Below are 14757 nucleotides of genomic sequence, written 5' to 3'. Positions count from 1 at the left end.
CGCGGTCCCGCGCACGAGGCGGGGCGGATCCGATGCCACGATGGACGCATGCGCCGCGACGTCTCCTCCATGCTCGAGCTGCAGGTATCCGGCGAGAGCGAGATGGCCTTCGCGGTCGCCGTCGCCCGAGGCGCCGAGGTCGCGTCCGAGCACCTCTCCTTCGCCCTCGACGGCCGCCCGATCGAGGCGACCGAGGTGGTCGACCGGCACGACACCCGCCTCCACGTGCTGACGACCGGCGCGGGGGTGCTCACGATGGAGTACCGCGCCACCGTGACGGGTCGCCGCGACCCCGCGCCCGTCGACGACGTCGACCTGTGGATCTACCGCCGCCCGAGCCGCTACTGCGAGTCGGACACGCTCTTCCCCACGGCCCGCGGCGAGTTCCGCGGCCTCGACGGCCTGCCCCTGCTCGCGGCCGTGCGCGCCTTCGTGGCGGGGTCGCTCCGATATGCGCCGGGATCCAGCCTCCCGACCGACGGCGCCGTCCGCACGCTGCTCGCGCGCCGCGGCGTCTGCCGCGACTACGCGCACCTCGTGATCGCGATGCTCCGCGCGCTCGACGTGCCCGCGCGCCTCGCGGCCGTGTACGCGCCGGGCCTCAGCCCCATGGACTTCCACGCGGTCGCCGAGGCGTGGGTCGACGGCGCGTGGCACGTGGTGGACGCCACCGGGCTCGCGCCGCGGCAGAGCCTGCTGCGGATCTCCACGGGTCGCGACGCCTCGGACACCGCGTTCCTCACCAACACGCGGAGCCTCGTGACCATCTCGCGCATGGAGGTCCTGGCGACGGTCGACGAGCTGCCGGTGGACGACGCGGCCGCGGCCGTGCGCCTGGGCTGACCGCCGGATCAGCCGCCGACGGTCTTCAGCACCGCGTTGCCGAGGTCGGCGTGGTCGCCCGGCTCGTAGAACGACGCGGAGCGCATGACCACCATGTGCTTCGAGGAGTAGATGGTGGCGACGCCGATGGCGTCCTCGAGCTCGAAGTAGGCCTCGACGCCGGACGGGTAGCCCGCGATGGGGTCCGCCAGGAGGATGGCGGCGTCGCGCCGCGACTGGAGCTCCGCCGCGACCGGCTGGGCCACGTCGATCTCGACCTCCGTGCCGTCGGACGACCGGAAGGCGCAGGCGATGCCCTGCATCGTGAGGACGTCGGCGCGCAGGCCGTCCGTGGAGGTGTCGGACGGGAGGGCCTCGCTCGCGAACCCCGTGCCGAACTCGGCGAGGTCGGGCAGGAGCTGGGCGCACGTGGTGCTGACCGGCGTGCCCTTGGGCGGCGCGGGCGTGGGGGAGGCGGTGGGCCCGCTGCCGGATCCGCCGCCCTGGGCCTCGCCGCCGCCCGCGCTCGCCGACGGGTCCGGCGTCGCGGGCTGCAGGGGAGCGGGGTTGGAGCAGCCCGAGAGGAGCATGGCCACCGCGAGTCCGGCGGCCGCGGCGGCCGGGACGGTGCGCGCGCGGCGGGAGCGGGTGGGCGCGGGGAGGCGGACGGGCATGGCGGTGCTCCTTCGGATCCGGGCGCGCCGCGGGGTGCGACGCTCGGCGCGCGGCGATGGTGCCACGAGCGGGAGGCGGGATCGACACCCTACCGAGCCCGGGCGGTCCCTCGCTGGGACGCCGCCTCGGCGCCGGGGACGGCTCGCGCGGGCGCGCGGGACGGGCGGGAGGGGTCACGCCCGCCGGTAGGATCGATCCCCATGACGACCCCTGACCTGACCGGCGCCCTGTTCGACATCGTGGCCCGGACGGCAGGACGACGACCGGGTGGCGACGCCCTCGCGCTCAGCCCCGACATGGTCGTGCTCGAGCGCCCGCGCAACCGCGATCACGGCGACTGGGCCACCAACATCGCCATGCGCATCGCGAAGCCGCTGGGCGAGAGCCCGCGCACCATCGCGGCCGACATCGCCGAGGCGCTCGGCGAGCTGCCGCAGGTCGCGAAGGTCGACGTCGCGGGTCCCGGCTTCATCAACATCACGCTCGAGGCGGCCGCCGCGGGCGCCCTCGCGCGCACCATCGTCGAGTCCGGCCCCGCGTACGGTCGGGGCGCGACGCTCGAGGGGATCCGCATCAACCTCGAGTTCGTCTCGGCGAACCCGACGGGGCCCATCCACCTGGGCGGCGTGCGCTGGGCCGCGGTCGGCGACAGCCTCGCCCGCATCCTCCAGGCCGAGGGCGCCGACGTCACGCGCGAGTACTACTTCAACGACCACGGATCCCAGATCGACCGCTTCGCCCGGAGCCTCCTCGCGAGCCACCTCGGCGAGGAGACCCCCGAGGACGGCTACGGCGGCGCCTACATCGGCGAGATCGCTGTCCGCGTGGTGGAGGGGTACGCGGGCGACATCGACGCCCTGTCGCGCGAGGAGCAGCAGGAGGTGTTCCGCAAGAGCGGCACCGAGCTGATGTTCGGCGAGATCAAGCAGAAGCTGCACGACTTCGGCGTGGACTTCGACGTGTTCTTCCACGAGGACTCGCTGCACGAGTCCGGCGCCGTCGACCGCGCCGTCGCGCGCCTGACGGAGCTCGGCCACGTCTTCGAGGAGGACGGCGCCGTGTGGCTCCGCACCACGACGTTCGGCGACGACCGCGACCGCGTGGTCATCCGCTCGACGGGCGAGCCCGCCTACATCTCGGGCGACCTCGGCTACTACCTCGACAAGCGCGAGCGCGGCTTCGAGCAGAACATCATCATGCTGGGCGCCGACCACCACGGCTACGTCGGCCGCATGATGGCCATGGTCGAGGCGTTCGGCGACACCCCGGGCGTCAACCTGCAGATCCTCATCGGCCAGATGGTCAACCTGCTGCGCGACGGCGAGCCCGTGAAGATGAGCAAGCGCAACGGCACCATCGTGACCCTCGACGACCTCGTCGACGCGGTGGGCGTGGACGCGGGCCGCTACGCGCTCGTGCGCTCGTCCGCCGACCAGAACCTCGACATCGACCTCGCGGTGCTCGGCAAGCGCACCAACGACAACCCCGTCTTCTACGTGCAGTACGCGCACGCGCGCACCTGCGCGGTGGACCGCAACGCCGAGGCGTCGGGCGTCGACCGCTCCGCCTTCGCGCCCGAGCTGCTCACGCACCCGACCGAGTCGGCGCTCCTCGGCCTGCTGCAGGAGTTCCCGCGCATCGTCGCCCAGGCCGCCGAGCTGCGCGAGCCGCACCGGGTGGCGCGCTACATCGAGGAGCTCGCGGGCTCCTACCACCGCTGGTACGACAGCTGCCGGGTGGTGCCGCGCGGCGACGAGGAGGTCGCCGACCTGCATCGCACGCGCCTGTGGCTCAACGACGCGGTGCGGCAGGTCGTCGCCAACGGACTCGACCTCGTGGGCGTCTCGGCCCCCGAGCGCATGTAGGGGAGCGGATCATGGCGGGACGGTTCCTGGGCACGGAGGTCTTCGAGGCGCCCGAGCGCCGCGACCCGCGGGAGGCCAGGCGCCGTCGCCGGGGCCCGCGCGGCGGCACGGTGTTCATCTGGATCCTCGTGCTCGCCGTCATCGGGGTCGGGCTCGCGTTCGGCCTGCGGATCATCGACCAGACCGTGCGCGGGGTCGCGGAGGACCAGGCCGAGAAGCAGATCGCCGACCAGCTGCCCGGGCAGATCACCGGGCGCGTCGACGTCTCGATCGAGGGCGACTGGGTCATCCCGCAGCTCATCCGGGGGAGGCTCGACCGCGTCGTGCTCGACGGGCCGAACCTCCAGGCGGACGGCACGCCGTTCCAGGCGCACATCGTCGCGACCGACGTGCCGACGGACCAGGAGCGCACCGTGGGGGACGTGGTAGCGACCGTGTCGATGGACCAGGATCCCGCGAGCGCCCTCCTCGCCAAGACCGCCGGCACGCCGCCCGACCTGCGGTTCGGCGACGGCACGCTCGGCTACGCGGGCTCCACGCGGGTGCTCGGCCTCACGCTCGGCTACACCGTGGCCGCGCAGCCCGTGCTCCGCGACGGCTCCACGATCGTCATCACGCCCGCCGAGGTGCAGCTGCAGGCGGGGTCGCTGAAGATCGACCTCGCGCAGACCATCCAGGGGATCCGCGACATCACCTACCCCGTGTGCGTCGCGCAGTACCTGCCCGCGGGCGTCCAGGTGCAGGACGTGACCATCGCCGACGGGCGCGCGTCGATGACCGTGCAGTCGTCCACGCTGAAGCTCACGCGCGACTCGCTGGGCGTCACCGGCAGCTGCGGCTAGCTGCTGGCGCGGGGCATCCGCCGGGCGCCGACGGCCGCCGTCACATGCGCCGGGGGCCCCGTCGCGCCTCGGTAGGATGGCTCGCACCGCCCCCCTCGGCTCCAGGGACCACACCGGGTCCGCTCGCCATCCCGCACGTCCGCCCCGCGCCCGAAGAGGTGACCCGAGTGACCGCGAACCCGCTGGCCCCGTCCTGGCTGCGGCCGCCCGACGACGCGAACGCGCTGGATCCGGCCGTCTGGTCGCGCGGCGCGGCCCGCGGCGACGACGGCGTCATCCGCATCGCCGGCGTGCCCGCGACCGCGCTCGCCGCCCGCTTCGGCACCCCCCTGTACGTCATGGACGAGGACGACGTCCGTTCCCGCGCGGCGGAGACCCTCGCGGCGTTCACGCGGGAGGCCGCGGCGGTCGGCACGACGGCGCGCGTCTACTACGCGGGCAAGGCGTTCCTCAGCATCGAGGTCGCCCGGTGGATGGTCGAGGAGGGCCTCCACATCGACGTCTGCTCCGGCGGGGAGCTGGCCGTCGCGCTCGCGGCCGGCGCGGATCCCGCCCGCCTGGGGTTCCACGGCAACAACAAGCCGGTCGCCGCGATCGACCGCGCGGTCGGCGCGGGGATCGGGCAGATCGTCATCGACAGCGCCATCGAGGTCGAGCGCGTCGCCGCGGCGGCCACCGCGCACGGCCGCGTCCAGCCCGTGCGCCTGCGCGTGAACAGCGGCGTGCACGCCCACACCCACGAGTACCTCGCCACGGCCCGCGAGGACCAGAAGTTCGGCATCACGCTGGCCGACGCACCCGCCCTCGTCGCGCGGATCCGGTCGCACGCGTCCCTCTCCTTCACGGGCCTGCACGCGCACATCGGCAGCCAGATCTTCGAGACCGACGCCTTCGTCGAGTCCGCCCGCCGGCTCCTCGACCTGCACGAGCGGCTGCTCGCCGACGGGCCCGTCCCCGAGCTCAACCTCGGCGGCGGCTTCGGCATCGCGTACACGTCGGTCGACCGGCCCGTGCCGGTGCCCGAGATCGCGCGCCGGCTCACGCGCATCGTCGGCGACGAGTGCGGTCGCCGGGGGATCGCGGTCCCTGTCATCGCGGTCGAGCCCGGGCGCAGCATCGTCGGCCCCTCGACCGTCACGCTGTACGCGGTCGGGACCGTCAAGGACGTGCTGGTGACCGTCGGCGGCGTCGACGGCGCGGTCGCGGAGGCCGCGTCGGCGACGGGCGACGTCGAGGACCCCCGCATCGCGGAGGAGGCGGAGACCGCCGTCCGCCGCTACGTGAGCGTCGACGGCGGCATGAGCGACAACGCGCGCCCCGCCCTCTACGGCGCGGACTACTCCGTGCGGATCGCGGGTCGTTCCTCCGAGGCGGATCCGGCCCTCGTGCGCATCGCCGGCATGCACTGCGAGAGCGGCGACCTCGTGGTCCTCGCCGACTACCTCCCGGGCGACGTGCGCCCCGACGACCTCGTCGCCGTCCCCGCGACCGGCGCCTACTGCTGGGCGCTGGCGAGCAACTACAACTGGATCGGGCGCCCGCCCGTCGTCGCCGTGCGCGACGGCGAGGCGCGCGTCATCGTCCGCGGCGAGACCGAGGCCGACCTCCTGGCGCGCGACGCGGGCACGCCCGCGGCCGCTTCCCCCGACGTGAACGGAGCACGATGATCGAGTACCGGAACCTGCGCGTCGCCCTGCTGGGCTGCGGCTCGGTCGGCACCCAGGTGGCGCGCCTCATGCGGGAGCACGGCGACGAGCTGGCGCAGCGCGTGGGCGCGCGGCTGGAGCTCGTGGGCATCGCGGTGCGCGACGCGGAGGCCCCGCGCGACCCGTCGGTGCCGCGGGAGCTCCTCACCACCGACGCGGAGTCGCTCATCCTCGGCGCCGACATCGTCATCGAGCTCATGGGCGGCATCGAGCCGGCGCGCACCCACATCCTCGCGGCCATCTCCTCCGGCGCCGACGTCGTGACGGCCAACAAGGCGCTGCTCGCGACGCACGGCCCCGAGCTCTTCGAGGCGGCGGAGCAGGTGGGCGCCCAGCTCTACTACGAGGCCGCGGTGGCGGGCGCGATCCCGATCATCCGGCCCCTGCGCGACAGCCTCGCGGGCGACCGGGTCGAGCGGATCCTCGGCATCGTCAACGGCACGACGAACTACATCCTCGACGAGATGGACACGCACGGGCTCGGCTTCGACGAGGCCCTCGCGACCGCCACGGAGCTGGGCTACGCGGAGGCGGATCCCACGGCCGACATCGAGGGCTACGACGCCGCGCAGAAGGCCGCCATCCTCGCGAGCCTCGCCTTCCACACGCGCGTGCCCGTCGAGGCCGTGCACCGCGAGGGGATCACGGGCCTGTCCTCCGGGCAGTTCGACTCCGCCCGCAAGGCCGGCTACGTGATCAAGCTGCTCGCCATCTGCGAGCGCCTCACGGATCCCGCCACCGGCCGCGACGCCGTCTCGGCCCGCGTCTACCCGGCGCTCGTGCCGCGCGACCACCCGCTCGCCGCGGTGCACGGCGCCAACAACGCCGTCTTCGTCGAGGCCGAGGCCGCCGGCGACCTCATGTTCTACGGCGCGGGCGCCGGGGGAGTCCAGACCGCGTCCGCCGTCCTCGGCGACGTCGTCTCCGCCGCGCGCCGGCACGTCGTGGGCGGTCCGGGCGTCGCCGAGTCGACGCACGCAGACCTCGAGACGCTGCCCGTCGGCGCGATCACGACCCAGTACCAGATCACGCTGCAGGTGGCGGACGAGCCGGGCGTGCTCGCCCGGATCGCGCAGCTGTTCAGCGAGCACGGCGTCTCCGTGGAGACGCTCGAGCAGACCACGCACCAGGCCCCCGTGGCGGGAGGGGCGGGCGCCCGGCCCACCGCTAGCCTGGTGATCGGCACGCACCGCGCCACCGACGCGGCCCTCCGGGCCACCGTCGACGCGGTCGCGGACCTCGACGCCGTGACGGCAGTCGCGAGCGTCCTCCGAGTAGAAGGAGCCTGATGGCCCACCAATGGCGCGGACTCCTCCGCGAATACGCCGACCGCCTCGACGTCACCGACGCGACCCCCATCATCACGCTCGGCGAGGGCGGCACGCCGCTCATCCCCGCCCCCGCGCTGTCGGCCCGCACGGGCGCGAAGGTGTGGGTCAAGTACGAGGGCATGAACCCGACGGGATCCTTCAAGGACCGCGGCATGACCATGGCGATCTCGAAGGCCGTCGAGCACGGCGCGAAGGCCGTCATATGCGCGTCGACGGGCAACACGTCCGCGTCGGCCGCGGCCTACGCGACGCACGCGGGCATCACCGCGGCGGTCCTCGTGCCCGAGGGCAAGATCGCGATGGGCAAGCTCAGCCAGGCCGTCGCCCACGACGCGCAGCTGCTCCAGGTGCGCGGCAACTTCGACGACTGCCTCGACATCGCCCGCGAGCTCAGCGCGAACTACCCCGTGCACCTCGTCAACAGCGTCAACAACGACCGCATCGAGGGCCAGAAGACGGGCGCGTTCGAGGTCGTCGAGGTGCTCGGCGACGCGCCCGACTTCCACCTCATCCCCGTCGGCAACGCGGGCAACTACACGGCGTACACGCGCGGCTACCGCGAGGACCTCGAGGCGGGCAACGCCACGAAGCTCCCGCGCATGTTCGGCTTCCAGGCCGCCGGCAGCGCGCCCATCGTCGACGGCGCGATCGTCAAGGACCCCGACACGATCGCCAGCGCGATCCGCATCGGCAACCCCGCCTCGTGGAAGCTCGCCCTCGAGGCGCAGCTGCTCACGGACGGCTACTTCGGCGCGATCTCCGACGCGAAGATCCTCGAGGCGCACCGCATCCTCTCCGCCGAGGTGGGCATCTTCGTCGAGCCCGCGTCGGCCATCAGCGTCGCCGGGCTCCTCGAGCGCGCCGAGGCCGGCCAGATCCCCAAGGGCGCCACGGTCGTCCTCACGGTCACGGGCCACGGCCTCAAGGACCCGCAGTGGGCGCTCCGCACCGCCGACGGCTCGGACGTCGCCCCGACGAGCGTGGGCGTCGACGTCGCCGAGATCGCGGGCGTGCTCGACCTGGTCGCGTCGTGACCGACGGTCCGATGCGCCGGGCGCTCCCCACGGGCCGCCGCGTGCAGGTGCGCGTGCCTGCGACGAGCGCCAACCTCGGCCCCGGCTTCGACACGCTCGGGCTCGCGCTCGCGCTCTACGACGACCTGACGGTGACGGTGCGCGAGGCGCCCGGCGCGACGGTCGACGTCCGCGGCGTCGGCGCGGCCGAGGTGCCGACCGACGACACGAACCTCGTGGTCACGGCCATCGCCCACACGTTCGCCGCGTTCGACCAGCCCATGCCGGGCCTCGACCTCGTGGCGGAGAACCGGATCCCGCACGGCCGCGGCCTCGGGTCGTCGGGCGCCGCCATCGTGTCCGGCATCATGGCGGCCCAGGGCCTGCTCGCGGGCACGGTCGAGATCGACGCCGACGCGCTCCTCCGCCTCGCCACCGAGATGGAGGGCCACCCCGACAACGTCGCGCCGGCGCTCTTCGGCGGCCTCACCATCGCGTGGGTCGACGGCCAGGGCCCGCAGCACAAGAAGCTCGCCGTGCACCGCGGCGTCTCGCCGCTCGTGCTCGTGCCGGTCGCGACCATGTCCACGGCGCTCGCCCGCAGCCTCCAGCCCGAGTCCGTGCCGCACGAGGACGCCATCTTCAACGTGTCCCGCTCGGCGCTGCTCATCGCGGCGCTGATCCAGAGCCCCGAGCTGCTGCTCGCCGCCACCGAGGACCGCCTGCACCAGGACTACCGCGCCGCCGCGATGCCCGAGACGAACGAGCTCGTGCACCTGCTGCGCGAGCGCGGCTACGCGGCCGTCGTCTCGGGCGCGGGGCCGTCGCTCCTGGTGCTCGGCAGCGACCCCGGCCAGCGCCTCACGGCCGCCGAGCTCGTCGCGGAGCGCAGCGCGACGCCGTGGACGGCGCTCATGCTCGCGGTCGACGTCAAGGGCTCGACCGTCCAGGTCGTCGCCGAGGGATCCGCGCCCGCCGCCTAGCCGGATCGCGCGACCCCGCGACCCGGCGCGCCGTTCCCCCCGCGGGCGGGGCGCCGGGTGCTAGGCTCGTCGCGACCCCGGAATCAACGGATCCACGCATGCGCGTCGGAGATCCGGTCCCGGTGGTCGTTCTCACCACTCACCCGCTGTCGTCTCTGCAAGATCCCGTGCCTTCGTGCCCGACAGCAGCTCCGGACGGAATCAGACCGTCCGCCGCTTTCGCAGAGACACACGCGATCGGCTCTCCTCCGCACGGGCTTCGTCCCGCCGGATCGGGGAAAGGACCCACGCACATGACCGATGTCGACACCCGCGCCACCACCGCGGACCTGAGCGCGCTCCGCGTCTCCCAGCTCCAGGCGATCGCCTCCGAGCTCGGGATCCCGGGCGGCTCCAAGCTCCGGAAGGGCGAGCTCGTGACCGCGATCTCCGAGCTCCAGGCAGCCCGGGGGCTCACCGCCCCCGCCGACCAGGCGGCCCCCGAGGCCGCCGCGCCCGCCGAATCCGGCGACGCGACCCCCGCTCCCGCGGACGCCGCGGCCGCCGCGGCCGTCGTCGAGGAGGCCCCCGCCTCGGAGCCCGTCGTCGCCGACGCCGCCCCGGCCGCGGATGCCGCCCCGGCCCCGGAGGCGACCCCCGTCGAGGCGCCCGTCGCCGAGACCTCCGCCGCCGACGCCCCGGCCGAGCAGCCCGCACGCGCCGGCCGCGGATCCCGCCGCGCCAGCACCGCCCGCATCGTCCCCGAGCGCATCGCCGAGACCGTCGAGGCGCCCGCCGCCGAGCCCGCGGGCACCGGCCTCGAGGCGCGCATCGCCGAGGCCACGGGCGGCCGCACCGAGGCGCCCCGCACCGAGGCACCCGCGCGCGCCGCCCGCGGATCCCGCCGCGCCACGAGCTCCGGCGTCGTCGACCCCGCCGCCGAGGCCCCGCGCCAGGCCGTCCAGCACGTGAACAGCGGCCAGACCGCCGACCAGCTCGTCCCCGCCGCCGACGAGGCGACCTCCGCCGAGGCGACCTCCGCCGACGCGCCGACCGAGGAGCAGGCCCCCCAGCAGCGCTCCGGCCGCGGCCGTCGTCGCGGCGGACGCGACGCCCAGGACGGCGCCGACCGCGGCGCCGCGCAGGACGCTCCCGCGCAGGACACCGCCGACGAGGCCCCCGCCTCGTCCGAGCCGACCGACCGGCAGCGCGACGACCGCGACGCCGACGACCAGGGCGGACGCCGCGACGACCAGGGCCGTGAGGGTCGCGAGGGCGGGCGCAACCGCAGCCGCAACCGGCGCAACCGCGACCGCGGCGGCCGCGACCAGGACGACCAGCAGCAGGGCGGCCGCGACCAGGCCCCCCGCGAGCAGGCCCCCCGTGAGCCCGACGCCGACGACGAGGCGCAGGAGGAGGCCCGCACCGGCCGCCAGCGCCAGAACGGCCGCGGCCAGGGCCAGGGCGATCGCACGCAGGACGTCCGCGCCGACCAGGCCCGCGCCGACCTCGGCCGCGACGACGACCGCGGCGGCCGCAGCCGGTACCGCGACCGCAAGCGCGGCCGCGGCCAGGGCAGCGACGACTTCGAGCCCGAGGTCACCGAGGACGACGTCCTCCTGCCCGTCGCCGGCATCCTCGACGTGCTCGACAACTACGCGTTCGTGCGCACGAGCGGCTACCTGCCCGGCACGAACGACGTCTACGTCTCCCTCGGCCAGGTCAAGAAGCACTCGCTGCGCAAGGGCGACGCCATCGTCGGCGCCATCCGCCAGCCGCGCGAGAACGACAGCCAGAGCCGCCAGAAGTACAACGCCATCGTGAAGATCGACTCGGTCAACGGCCTGCCGCCCGAGGAGGCCGCGAACCGCGTCGAGTTCGGCAAGCTCACGCCGCTGTACCCGCAGGATCGCCTGAGCCTCGAGACGGAGCCCAACAAGCTCACGACGCGGATCATCGACCTCGTCTCGCCGATCGGCAAGGGCCAGCGCGGCCTCATCGTCTCGCCGCCCAAGGCCGGCAAGACGCTCGTGCTCCAGGCCATCGCGAACGCCATCGCCACCAACAACCCCGAGGTCCACCTCATGGTCGTGCTGGTCGACGAGCGTCCCGAGGAGGTCACCGACATGCAGCGCACGGTGAAGGGCGAGGTCATCGCCTCCACCTTCGACCGTCCCGCCGAGGACCACACCACGGTCGCCGAGCTCGCCATCGAGCGCGCCAAGCGCCTCGTGGAGCTCGGCCACGACGTGGTCGTGCTGCTCGACTCCATCACCCGCCTCGGCCGCGCCTACAACCTCGCGGCTCCCGCGTCGGGCCGGATCCTCTCGGGCGGCGTCGACTCGTCGGCGCTCTACCCGCCGAAGCGCTTCTTCGGCGCGGCGCGCAACATCGAGCACGGCGGATCGCTCACGATCCTCGCCACGGCGCTCGTGGAGACCGGGTCCAAGATGGACGAGGTCATCTTCGAGGAGTTCAAGGGCACCGGCAACATGGAGCTCCGCCTCTCGCGCGCCCTCGCCGACAAGCGGATCTTCCCCGCCGTCGACGTCAACGCCTCCGGCACGCGCCGCGAGGAGATGCTCATGGGCGCCGACGAGGTCAAGGTCACCTGGAAGCTGCGCCGCGCCCTCGCCGGGCTCGAGCAGCAGCAGGCCCTCGAGATCGTCCTCAGCCGCCTCAAGGAGACGACGTCCAACGTCGAGTTCCTCATGAAGGTCCAGGCCTCCATGCCCAACACCGGCAACGGCGTGTCCCACCAGAGCCACGGGCACGGCGCGCACGAGAAGGGCTGACGCGTGTTCGAGTCCGTCGTCCAGCTGCTGGAGGAGCACGAGGAGCTCCAGCAGCAGCTGGGCGACCCCGAGCTGCACGCCGACGCGTCGCGCTCCCGCAAGGTCAACCGCCGCTACGCGGAGCTCAGCCGGATCGTCGCCGCGCACGCGGAGTGGACCCAGCTCGGCGACGACCTGGCCGCCGCCCGCGAGCTGGCCGAGGAGGACCCGGCGTTCGCCGACGAGATCCCCGGCCTCGAGCAGGCGCTGGATGCGGCGCAGGAGAAGCTCCGGCGGCTCCTGATCCCGCGCGACCCCGACGACGCGCGCGACGTCATCATGGAGATCAAGATGGGGGAGGGCGGCGCCGAGAGCGCGCTGTTCGCCGCCGACCTGCTCCGCATGTACCTGCACTACGCCGAGTCGCGCCGCTGGAAGACCGAGGTCCTCAGCCAGACGCAGAGCGACCTCGGCGGCTACAAGGACGTTCAGGTCGCCATCAAGGGCACGTCGGACGACCCCGCGCTCGGCGTGTGGGCCCACCTCAAGTACGAGGGCGGCGTGCACCGCGTGCAGCGCGTGCCGGCCACCGAGTCGCAGGGGCGCATCCACACGTCCGCCGCGGGCGTGCTGGTGATCCCCGAGGTCGAGGAGGTCGAGGAGGTCGCCATCGACCCGAACGACCTCAAGATCGACGTCTACCGCTCGTCCGGCCCCGGCGGCCAGTCGGTCAACACGACCGACTCCGCCGTCCGCATCACCCACCTGCCCACGGGCATCGTGGTCGCGATGCAGAACGAGAAGAGCCAGCTGCAGAACCGCGAGGCCGGCATGCGCGTGCTCCGCGCGCGCGTCCTCGCGAAGCAGCAGGAGGAGATCGACGCGGAGGCCTCGGCCGTGCGCCGCAGCCAGATCCGCACGATGGACCGGTCCGAGCGGATCCGCACGTACAACTTCCCCGAGAACCGCATCGCGGACCACCGCACTGGGTACAAGGCGTACAACCTCGACGCCGTGATGGACGGCGCCCTCGACCCGGTCGTGGAGTCCTGCATCCAGGCCGACGAGGAGGCGCGTCTCGACGCGCTCGGGACGGACGCGTGACGAACCCGCGCGTCCCGCTCGCCCGTGGCTGACGGGGAGGGCGTCCCCGCCACGGTGGACGCCCTCCGCATGCGGGTCGGCCAGGCGCTCGCGGCCGCCGGCATCGAGGATCCCGCGGTCGACGCCGAGCTCCTGGTGGGCCACGTCCTCGGCCTCTCGCGCGGGCAGGTGCAGTCGCGCGCCATCACGCGCGCGGCCGTCGACGCCCGAGACGCCGCGCGCGTCCTGGAGCTCGCCGCCCGGCGGGCCCGCCGCGAGCCGCTGCAGCACATCACGGGCGTCGCGCACTTCCGCTCGCTCGAGCTCCTCGTGGGTGCCGGCGTGTTCGTGCCGCGGCCCGAGACGGAGCACGTGGCGCAGCTCGCGATCGACGCGCTCACCGCCGCGCCCGGGGAGGCGCCCGTCGCGGTCGACCTCGGCACGGGATCCGGTGCCCTCGCGCTCGCGCTGGCGACCGAGGTGCCGCACGCCCGCGTGCACGCCGTCGAAGTGTCGCCGGACGCGCACGCCTGGACGGCGCGCAACGTGGCGCGCCTCGCGCCCCACGTGGACCTCGTCCTCGGCGACCTCGTCGACGCCTTCCCCGAGCTCGACGGCACGGTCTCCGTCGTCGTCTCGAACCCGCCCTACATCCCGGTCGACGCCGTGCCGCGCGACCCCGAGGTGCGGCTGCACGACCCGGCGCTCGCGCTCTACGGCGGCGTCGACGGGCTCGACGTGGTGCGCCTCGTCTCGACGACCGCGCGGCGGCTGCTCCACCCGGGCGGCGCGCTCGTGATCGAGCACGGCGAGCTGCAGGGCGACGCGATCCGCGCCCTGCTCGACGCCGACGGCTGGCGCGCGACCGCGACGCACCAGGACCTCACGCGGCGCGACCGCGCGACGACCGCGCTGCGCTGACGCGGATCCCCGCGGATGCCCGCGGACGGCCCGGCCGGCGCCGCGTCAGATCGCGAGCGCCTGCGCCCGGATGAACCCCTCGACCGCGGGCAGCAGGTCGCCGGCTCCCCGCACGTGGTGGCCGGTGATGCCGAGGCCGCGCGCCGACGCGACGTTGTCCGCCCGGTCGTCGGCGAAGAACGTCCGCTCGGCCGGGTGCCCGTACGCGGCGAGGACCCCGCGGAACACGGCCGGATCCGGCTTCCTGGCCCCGTACGCGCTCGACGTCCGCAGGTGCTCGACGCCGAACAGCGGCACCAGCTCGGGCGCGAGCTCCGGGAGGTGGCGGGCCGCGAGCGCGTTGTTGTTCGTCAGCAGGGTGATCCGGCCGGCCTCGCGCGCCCGCGCCACGGCCTCGAGGGCCGAGGGGCGGACGACCATCGACGCGCGGCGACGGCGCACCCACTCCTCCTCGTCCATCTCGACGCCCACCGCGGCGCAGAACGCCGGGAGGTAGGCGTCGGCGTCGAAGCGGCCCGCCTCGGCCGCCCACTCGCCCTCGTCGTTGTACCAGCGGCGGCGCAGCTCGGCCAGGTCGTGCCCGGTCGCGGCCGTGATGCGGTCCGCGGGCCCCCGCCAGTCGTGGTCGTACAGCACGTCGTCCATGTCGAACACGAACAGGAGCCCGTGGGGGCCGGGGGAGCGGGGCGCGGAGGTCATCACGCCCAGTATGCGGGCGCGGGCGCCACGCGGATCCTCCGCTCAGGGCCGCGGGCCCGGGCTC

General features: G+C 74.3%; 12 protein-coding genes. 10 read left to right on the top strand and 2 right to left on the bottom strand.

Features of this window, described 5'->3' with window-relative positions; translation table 11 throughout:
- The first annotated feature begins 48 nt into the window (after positions 1–48).
- Positions 49–843 (top strand): transglutaminase family protein, encoded by a 795-nt coding sequence (locus ITJ44_RS03575; RefSeq protein ID WP_194633374.1) that lies wholly within the window; start codon positions 49–51, stop codon positions 841–843.
- 8 nt (positions 844–851) lie between these two features.
- Here ITJ44_RS03575 and ITJ44_RS03570 read toward each other — a convergent pair whose 3' ends face one another.
- A complete protein-coding gene (locus ITJ44_RS03570) occupies positions 852–1496 on the bottom strand; it encodes a hypothetical protein (RefSeq protein WP_194633373.1) in 645 nt (214 codons plus the stop codon).
- A gap of 201 nt (positions 1497–1697) precedes the next feature.
- Between ITJ44_RS03570 and argS the strand changes: the two genes are divergently transcribed.
- The 9 genes from argS to prmC all read left to right on the top strand — a co-directional run bounded on the left by argS (position 1698) and on the right by prmC (position 13994).
- The gene (argS, locus tag ITJ44_RS03565) at positions 1698–3362 is read left to right on the top strand and encodes an arginine--tRNA ligase (protein ID WP_194633372.1); all 1665 of its coding nucleotides are present in this window, start codon (positions 1698–1700) and stop codon (positions 3360–3362) included.
- Positions 3363–3373: 11 nt separating this feature from the next.
- Positions 3374–4204 carry a DUF2993 domain-containing protein gene (locus tag ITJ44_RS03560; protein ID WP_194633371.1) on the top strand — a complete coding sequence of 277 codons (831 nt, stop codon included), beginning with the start codon at positions 3374–3376 and terminating at the stop codon, positions 4202–4204.
- A 167-nt stretch (positions 4205–4371) separates the two neighbouring features.
- On the top strand, positions 4372–5871 hold the full coding sequence (locus tag ITJ44_RS03555) for a diaminopimelate decarboxylase (RefSeq protein ID WP_194633370.1): 1500 nt from the start codon (positions 4372–4374) through the stop codon (positions 5869–5871).
- Positions 5868–7199 carry a homoserine dehydrogenase gene (locus ITJ44_RS03550; RefSeq protein ID WP_194633369.1) on the top strand — a complete coding sequence of 444 codons (1332 nt, stop codon included), beginning with the start codon at positions 5868–5870 and terminating at the stop codon, positions 7197–7199. The genes ITJ44_RS03555 and ITJ44_RS03550 overlap by 4 nt, the downstream gene beginning before the upstream one ends.
- The gene (thrC, locus tag ITJ44_RS03545) at positions 7199–8275 is read left to right on the top strand and encodes a threonine synthase (protein ID WP_194633368.1); all 1077 of its coding nucleotides are present in this window, start codon (positions 7199–7201) and stop codon (positions 8273–8275) included. The genes ITJ44_RS03550 and thrC overlap by 1 nt, the downstream gene beginning before the upstream one ends.
- An 11-nt stretch (positions 8276–8286) precedes the next feature.
- The gene (gene thrB, locus ITJ44_RS03540; protein WP_194634040.1) at positions 8287–9237 is read left to right on the top strand and encodes a homoserine kinase; all 951 of its coding nucleotides are present in this window, start codon (positions 8287–8289) and stop codon (positions 9235–9237) included.
- 293 nt (positions 9238–9530) lie between these two features.
- Entirely contained in the window at positions 9531–12011 is a 2481-nt protein-coding gene (gene rho / locus ITJ44_RS03535) for a transcription termination factor Rho (protein WP_194633367.1), read from the top strand.
- Between the two features lie 3 nt (positions 12012–12014).
- Positions 12015–13094, top strand: a complete 1080-nt coding sequence (gene prfA, locus ITJ44_RS03530) for a peptide chain release factor 1 (protein WP_012037843.1) — start codon at positions 12015–12017, stop codon at positions 13092–13094.
- Positions 13095–13118: 24 nt separating this feature from the next.
- Positions 13119–13994 (top strand): peptide chain release factor N(5)-glutamine methyltransferase, encoded by an 876-nt coding sequence (gene prmC, locus ITJ44_RS03525; protein ID WP_194633366.1) that lies wholly within the window; start codon positions 13119–13121, stop codon positions 13992–13994.
- 45 nt (positions 13995–14039) lie between these two features.
- Here the strand turns inward: prmC and ITJ44_RS03520 are convergent, their stop codons facing one another.
- Positions 14040–14693, bottom strand: coding sequence for an HAD family phosphatase (locus tag ITJ44_RS03520; RefSeq protein WP_194633365.1), 654 nt, complete (start codon positions 14691–14693; stop codon positions 14040–14042).
- Positions 14694–14757: the final 64 nt, after the last annotated feature.

The organism is Clavibacter sp. VKM Ac-2873 (assembly GCF_015351075.1).
In the GTDB taxonomy this organism is placed as follows: Bacteria; Actinomycetota; Actinomycetes; order Actinomycetales; family Microbacteriaceae; genus Clavibacter.
Note: the sequence above shows the minus strand (reverse complement) of the source record. Positions and strands in the feature narration are given on the sequence as shown.